The organism is Zavarzinia sp., from assembly GCF_049306435.1.
Classification (GTDB): domain Bacteria; phylum Pseudomonadota; class Alphaproteobacteria; order Zavarziniales; family Zavarziniaceae; genus Zavarzinia.
The window spans coordinates 1-5,431 of the sequence record NZ_JBAQRT010000056.1 but is presented as its reverse complement, the minus strand read 5'-3'; the positions used below and the strand labels follow the sequence as shown (position 1 = coordinate 5,431).

Below are 5,431 nucleotides of genomic sequence, written 5' to 3'. Positions count from 1 at the left end.
CCTCCATGTCGCGCAGGTGCCGGCGGCCTTTTCCGATGCCCATGACGAGCGTGCCGGCATCATCGACGCCGCCAGCGCCCGCGCCGCCGCGGAACACGGCATCGACGAATTCGAAATCCGCGTCTATGTCGGCGATGGCGTCTGGGATGCCGCCGCCGCCCGCGAATTGGGCATCGGCTTCGTCGGCATCGGCAGCGGCGAGCGGGCCGCGGCCTTGCGCGCCGCCGGGGCCCAGCGCGTGATCGAGGATTACGCCGACCTTGGCCGCGCCCTCGATTCGATCTTCACCGCCGGCATCCTGGGCCTGGTGCCGTGAGCGGATTTTCCGCGGCACGCCTGCGCGCCGAATACCCGATCCTGAACATCGAGACGGCGCCGGGCGTGGCCCTGCATTATCTCGACAATGGCGCGACCGGGCAGATGCCGCGCGCCGTGCTCGACGCCGTCATCGCCCATGAGACGACGGCCCGCGCCAATGTGAAACGCAGCGTCCACACCCTGGCGGAACGCGCGACCAATGCCTATGACGCGGCAAGGGATACAGTCGCCGCCTATCTGAACGTGCCGGCGCGCGAGGTCGTCTTTACATCGGGCTGCACGGCGGCGATCAATCTCGTGGCGCGCAGCCACGGTGATCTGCTGGCGCCTGGCGACGCCATCGCCGTCAGCGAGTTGGAGCATCACGCCAATCTCGTGCCCTGGCAGATGCTGGCGGCGCGGCGCGGCCTCGACCTCGTCCGCCTGCCCATGACGGCGGAGGGGCGCCTCGACCTCGCCGCCCTGCCCCGGCTGATCGACCAGCGGGTGAAGCTGGTCGCCGTCACCCATGCCTCCAATGTGACGGGCGCCATCACCCCCGTCGCCGAGGTCGCGGCCATCGCCCGTGACGCGGGCGCCCTGCTCCTCGTCGACGGGGCGCAGATGGCGCCTCACGGGCCGGTGGACCTGCCCGCGCTCGGCTGCGATTTCTATGTCCTGTCGGGTCACAAGCTGGGCGCGCCCAATGGCGTCGGCGCGCTGTGGGGCCGCTACCCTCTGCTCGACGCCATGGCGCCGTTGATGGGCGGGGGCGAGATGATCCGCACGGTGAAATTCGAAGCCTCGACCTACGCGCGGCCGCCCCAGCGCTTCGAGGCGGGAACGCCGCCGATCATGCCGGCGGTCGGCCTCGGCGCCGCCTGCCGCTTCCTGTCCGCGATCGACCATGATGGGGCGATGGCGCATCAGATGGCGCTGACCGGCCGCCTGATCGAGGGCTTGATGCGAATCGCCGGCAATCGCCTGCGCCTGATCGGGCCGGAAAGTCTCGACGATCGCCTGCCCCTCGTCTCCTTCGTGATCGAGGGCACCCATCCCCATGATCTGTGCCAGATTCTCGACCGGCGCGGCGTGGCCTTGCGGGGCGGTCATCATTGTGCCCAGGTTCTGCACGAGGTCTTTGGCGTGGCCGGTTCGGCCCGGGCCAGCCTCGCCCCCTTCAACGACGAGGGCGATATCGAGGCCTGCCTCGCCGGGATCGGGGATGCGATGAAAGTCCTGCTGTCATGAGCGACGAGCTTTACCCGAGGGACATGCTGCGCACGGCGAGCGACATTCGCTTCGCCGGCACCCTGCCGGAGGCGGGCGGCACGGCGACCCTGGACAATCCTTTCTGCGGCGACCGGGTCAGTTTCGATGTCACGCTCGAGGCCGGCCGCATCAAGAGCCTTCGCCACCGGGTGAAAGCCTGCGTAATATGCCAGGCGAGCGCGGCCCTGCTGGCGGCCGAGGCCGAGGGCAGGACGGCGGACGATATCCTCAACCTGGGCGACGACCTGATGGCGGGCCTCAAGGCGGACGCGCGGCCCCTGCTGCCCGGCCATCCCGCCTTCGATCTGTTTTCCGGCATCACCAGACATCGCGCGCGCTTCGCCTGCGTCCTTCTGCCCTTCGAGGCACTGGAGGCGGCGACGCGAGACGCTGAAAAGGCGACATCATGAATTTGCCCCGCCTTGCCCCCGGCGTCCGCCTGTCCTTCGACCGACAGCGCGACGGCTGGATCCTCCAGGCCCCCGAGCGGATCGTCAAACTCGACACCATCGGCGCCTCGGTCATCGCCCTTGTCGATGGCAAGACCCGAACCGAGGCGATCGTGACCGCCCTCGCCGCCGAATATGAAGCCCCGGAAGCGGAAATCGCCGGCGACGTCGCCGATCTGATCGCCGATCTCGCCACCAGGGGCCTGCTGGTCCTGCGCTGATGGAGCCTTTGTCCGTCATCGGCGATCTCGCCATCGCGCTCGGCTGCGGCGCGGTCATCGGTTTCGAGCGCGGCTGGTACCAGCGCGACCAGGCGGAGGGCACGCGCCCCGCCGGTATCCGCACCTTCAGCCTGATCGGCCTTATCGGCGGCATCGCCGGGCTCGCCGGCGGCTCGGCCGGTAGTCCCTGGCCGCTGGCCGCCGCCGTCCTCGCCGTCGTCCTGCTGCTGGGCCTCGGCTACTGGCGGGCGGCGACCCACGACAACGACCTGAGCCTGACCACGGTGATCGCGGGAGTGCTGACCGTGCTGCTGGGCGGGGTCGCCACCATGGGCCATGCCCTGCCCGCCGCCATGGCGGCCGTGGTCGCCACCGTGATCCTGTCGGCCAAACCCCTGACCCATGGCCTGCTGCGCCGGGTCGAGGCGGTCGAAATGGCGGCGGTGCTGCGCCTCTTGCTGATTTCCGTCGTCGTCCTGCCGGTCCTGCCGAACGAAGGCTATGGCCCCTATCAGGCGCTGAACCCCTTCGAACTGTGGCTGATGGTGGTCGCGATATCGGGCCTGTCGTTCCTCGGCTATGTCGCGATCCGGCTTGGCAAAAGTGGGCGCGGCGTGCTGTTCGCCGGCATCTTCGGCGGGATCGTCTCCTCGACCGCGACCACCCTCGCCCTGTCGCGCATGGCGAGACAGCAGGCGGCCCTTGGCCCCGCCGCCGCCGCCGGCACTGTCGCCGCCTGGGTGATCATGTGCGCGCGGGTCATTCTCGTCACCTATGTGCTCGCGCCCGCCATCGCCATGACCCTGATCCCGGCGGTGGCGGCCATGGCGGGGATCGGTCTTGCGCTGACCTTCTGGTTCCTGCGCCTGCGCGGCGGCGCGGAAGCCGTGCCGCCCCAGGCGCCGGGCAATCCCTTCGAGATTGTCAGCGCCCTTCGCTTCGCCGCCCTGCTGGCGGCGATCATGCTGGGCAGTCATTGGGTGCAGGCGCAGTTCGGCAATGCCGGGCTGGAGCTTCTGGCCGTCCTTTCGGGCCTTGCCGATGTCGATGCCATCACCCTGTCGATCGCCGGGGGCAAGGTCGGCGCCGGCATTGGCCCCGCCGAGGCGGCCAAGGTGATCCTGATCGCCGCCATCACCAACACGCTGGTCAAGGCTGGCCTCGGCACCTATGCCGGCGGCCGCGCCGTCGCCACCCGCCTGATCCCGACCGCGCTTGCGATGAGCGCCGCCGGGGCGGCGATCATCCTTCTGTAGCCCGTCAGGCCGTCTCGGCGAACAGCTCGCGGCCGATCAACATGCGGCGGATCTCGCTGGTGCCGGCGCCGATCTCGTAGAGCTTGGCGTCGCGCAGCAGGCGGCCGGTCGGGTAATCGTTGATATAGCCGTTGCCGCCCAGGGTCTGGATCGCCTCGAGCGCCAGCTTGGTCGCGGCCTCGGCGGCGAAGAGGATGGCGCCGGCCGCGTCCTTGCGGGTGACCCTGCCCCGGTCGCAGGCCCGCGCCACCGCATAGACATAGGACCTGGCCGCGCCCAGCGTCACATACATGTCGGCCAGCTTGCCCTGCATGAGCTGGAATTCGCCGATCGCCTTGCCGAACTGCTTGCGCTCGTGGACATAGGGAATGACCACGTCGAGGCAGGCCTGCATGATGCCGAGCGGCCCGGCCGACAGCACCGCCCGCTCGTAATCGAGGCCGGACATCAGCACCTTCACGCCGCCGCCGAGGGTGCCAAGGATGTTTTCCGCCGGCACTTCGCAATCCTCGAAGATCAGCTCGCCGGTGTTGGAGCCGCGCATACCCAATTTGTCGAGCTTCGGCCCGACCGAGAAGCCCTTCATGCCCTTCTCGATCAGGAAGGCGGTGATGCCCTTCGGCCCCGCCGCCGGATCGGTCTTGGCGTAGACGACGAGGACATCGGCGTTGGGCCCATTGGTGATCCAGAACTTGGAGCCGTTCAGGACATAGCGGTCACCCTTCTTCTCCGCCTTCAGGCGGAGGGAAACCACGTCGGAACCGGCCCCGGTCTCCGACATGGCGAGGGCGCCGATCGCGGTCCCGGCGACGAGGCCCGGCAGATATTTCTGCTTCTGCGCCGCGCTGCCGTTCAGGCGGATCTGGTTGACGCAGAGGTTGGAATGAGCGCCGTAGGACAGGCCGACCGAGGCCGAGCCCCGGCTGATCTCCTCCATCGCGACGACATGCTCGAGATAGCCGAGGCCCGAGCCGCCGAATTCCTCCTCGACCGTGATGCCGAGGACGCCGAGGGCGCCCAGCTTCGGCCAGAGGTCGGGCGGGAAATCATTGTCGCGGTCGATGGCGGCGGCGCGCGGCGTGATCTCGGCCGCGGTGAAGGCCGCGACCGACTGGCGCAACATGCGGATGTCTTCGCCCAGATCGTCATCGAAATCGGGCAGCGGTCCTGTGTTCATCGTCTCTCCCCTGTTGTGATGGGCCCGATGGACCGGGCGGCGCAGGCCCGGGCCAGGGCAAAGGTGACGAGGCAGCCGGTCATGTAGCCGGTCGCGACGTCGGATGCGAAATGATTGAGGTTCACCACCCGCGCCAGGGCCGGCAACAGGGCGAGGCCGAGGAAGACGATCCCGAAGCGCGGCCAGACGCAGGCCAGGGCGGCGGCGAGGCTGGCGCTGGCCTGGGCATGACCGGACGGGAAGGAATTCCAGTCGGGATCGATCGAGAAACCGCGAAAGCCGTAATCGCCGGTCGCCTCGTCGCCGACGAGAAGGCGGGGCCGCGCCCGGGCGAAGGCCAGCTTCATCACATTGACGACCCAGCCGCCCATGGCGATGGCGCCGACGACGAAAGCGGCCCGGATCGCCCAGTCGTCGCGGTGCAGCAGCAGGGCGGCGACCAGCGCCACAGCGGCGGCACCGAACATCCAGCCCGACCGGCCGACCTCGTTGATCGCGGCGAAAAACGCCCTGTCCGCCGCCGGCAGCGCCCACAGCCAGAGCGCCAGCGGCCGGTCGACGTAGAGGACCAGCAGCACGATGGCGGCGACGAAACCGAGGCTCGGCGGCCAGCGTCGGCCGATCCCCCGCGCCGTCTCGACCAATGTCTCCTGGGCCAGGGTCCAGACGAGGCCGGCGATCCGCCCCGCCGTCATGGCGCCCGGCGCAGGATGGCGATATCGACCGGCTTGCCGCGCGAGATATTGATCCCCTCGACAT

At 69.3% G+C, this 5,431-nt stretch carries 7 protein-coding genes; 5 read left to right on the top strand and 2 right to left on the bottom strand.

Annotated elements, in window-relative coordinates; genetic code table 11:
• The 5 genes from WAZ62_RS02975 to WAZ62_RS02955 all read left to right on the top strand — a co-directional run.
• On the top strand, positions 1–316 hold a 316-nt coding region (locus WAZ62_RS02975), incomplete at its 5' end, for a hypothetical protein (RefSeq protein WP_422642045.1).
• Positions 313–1,548, top strand: coding sequence for an aminotransferase class V-fold PLP-dependent enzyme (locus WAZ62_RS02970; protein WP_422642044.1), 1,236 nt, complete (start codon positions 313–315; stop codon positions 1,546–1,548). The genes WAZ62_RS02975 and WAZ62_RS02970, both read left to right, overlap by 4 nt.
• Positions 1,545–1,979 carry an iron-sulfur cluster assembly scaffold protein gene (locus WAZ62_RS02965; protein WP_422642043.1) on the top strand — a complete coding sequence of 145 codons (435 nt, stop codon included), beginning with the start codon at positions 1,545–1,547 and terminating at the stop codon, positions 1,977–1,979. The genes WAZ62_RS02970 and WAZ62_RS02965 overlap by 4 nt, the downstream gene beginning before the upstream one ends.
• Positions 1,976–2,239 carry a pyrroloquinoline quinone biosynthesis peptide chaperone PqqD gene (gene pqqD / locus WAZ62_RS02960; protein ID WP_422642042.1) on the top strand — a complete coding sequence of 88 codons (264 nt, stop codon included), beginning with the start codon at positions 1,976–1,978 and terminating at the stop codon, positions 2,237–2,239. Before WAZ62_RS02965 ends, pqqD begins: the two co-directional genes overlap by 4 nt.
• Positions 2,239–3,495: an MgtC/SapB family protein gene (locus WAZ62_RS02955; protein ID WP_422642041.1), complete on the top strand. Its 1,257-nt coding sequence runs from the start codon at positions 2,239–2,241 to the stop codon at positions 3,493–3,495. The genes pqqD and WAZ62_RS02955 overlap by 1 nt, the downstream gene beginning before the upstream one ends.
• Before the next feature lie 4 nt (positions 3,496–3,499).
• On the opposite strand, the gene WAZ62_RS02950 is transcribed toward WAZ62_RS02955, so the two are convergent.
• Positions 3,500–4,672, bottom strand: a complete 1,173-nt coding sequence (locus WAZ62_RS02950) for an isovaleryl-CoA dehydrogenase (RefSeq protein WP_422642040.1) — start codon at positions 4,670–4,672, stop codon at positions 3,500–3,502.
• A partial coding sequence (locus tag WAZ62_RS02945) for a phosphatase PAP2 family protein (protein WP_422642039.1) occupies positions 4,669–5,431 on the bottom strand: 763 nt, incomplete at its 5' end. The genes WAZ62_RS02950 and WAZ62_RS02945, both read right to left, overlap by 4 nt.

What these genes read in the sequence shown, in the direction of transcription:
- WAZ62_RS02965 (WP_422642043.1), top strand. Translation starts at nt 1,545, where the DNA reads ATGAGCGACGAGCTTTACCCGAGGGACATGCTGCGCACGGCGAGCGAC.
- pqqD (WP_422642042.1), top strand. Translation starts at nt 1,976, where the DNA reads ATGAATTTGCCCCGCCTTGCCCCCGGCGTCCGCCTGTCCTTCGACCGA.
- WAZ62_RS02955 (WP_422642041.1), top strand. Translation starts at nt 2,239, where the DNA reads ATGGAGCCTTTGTCCGTCATCGGCGATCTCGCCATCGCGCTCGGCTGC.
- WAZ62_RS02950 (WP_422642040.1), bottom strand. Translation starts at nt 4,672, where the DNA reads ATGAACACAGGACCGCTGCCCGATTTCGATGACGATCTGGGCGAAGAC.